General features: G+C 43.7%; 1 protein-coding gene and 1 pseudogene. One reads left to right on the top strand and one right to left on the bottom strand.

Going from position 1 to position 843, the window contains the following annotated elements; translation table 11 throughout:
- Nucleotides 1-299, top strand: a pseudogene (locus R7E78_RS25545) (chitinase); the annotation flags it as partial.
- Between the two features lie 141 nt (nucleotides 300-440).
- On the opposite strand, the gene R7E78_RS25540 reads toward R7E78_RS25545, so the two are convergent.
- On the bottom strand, nucleotides 441-843 hold a 403-nt coding region (locus R7E78_RS25540; RefSeq protein WP_318058532.1), incomplete at its 5' end, for a DUF2884 family protein.

Raw genomic sequence — 843 nt, 5'->3', positions numbered from 1 at the left:
TTATCGAAGGTTTTGAACTAGCCGACGGCACTCAGTTTGCGCCATTGCGTGATGATCAAGTCGCGATCGGTTTACCTTCAGGCCCAAGCTCGGCAAACTCAGGTCAAGCTCCGACACAAAATATTCTTAGTGCGCTAGACTGTTTAACAAAAGGCACATCCTGTGGCACCGTTAAACCAGCGTTCAACTACCCGAATTATGCTGGCGTAATGACGTGGTCTATCAACTGGGATCAGCATGATGGCTTTAACTTCTCAAAACCTGTTGGTGATAAGTTAACTCAGATGAACGCGCAATAAGCGCCTTTAAGCCGGTTAGGTGCGTTTGGTCAAACCCTCGCAACTCGACCAAAAGATGGAACCACTAAAACGAAAAGAGAGTGCCAAACGGCGCTCTCTTTCTTTGTATTTTTAGATGTTGTTTCTACGCGAAGCGATTCATCAAATGGTAAAGACTCGATAGTCTTTCAACTCAGGAATTTTCTTCAACAAATCGTCTTCTTGCCCTGCCATATTGTCCAGAGATTCACATAAGTCTTCCGCTTGTTGCTCCACCTCTTTCGAATGTTCAGCCAGACGCTGCTCAACTTTCGCACTTAATTCTGCCATGCTTTCAGAGAGTGCTGTCAGGTTTAAACCACGCTCTTCTTTCATTTTTTTCGATAAAGCATCGAACGCGCTAGCCAGAAACTCTTTATTAAAAATCTCCTGCGCTTTTTCAAAATCTTTCGTCCAGCCCTGCATCATCGATTCAAAGCTGTCTGCAGGCAAAATAAAATCACCATCTTTGTAATAACGAGATTGCACATCAGCTAAGAAGTCTTTAACTGCAACTTTTACGTTA

Source organism: Vibrio sp. YT-19(2023), assembly GCF_033337395.1.
The sequence above is the reverse complement of the archived record's forward strand: the minus strand, read 5'-3'. Positions and strand labels throughout refer to the sequence as shown.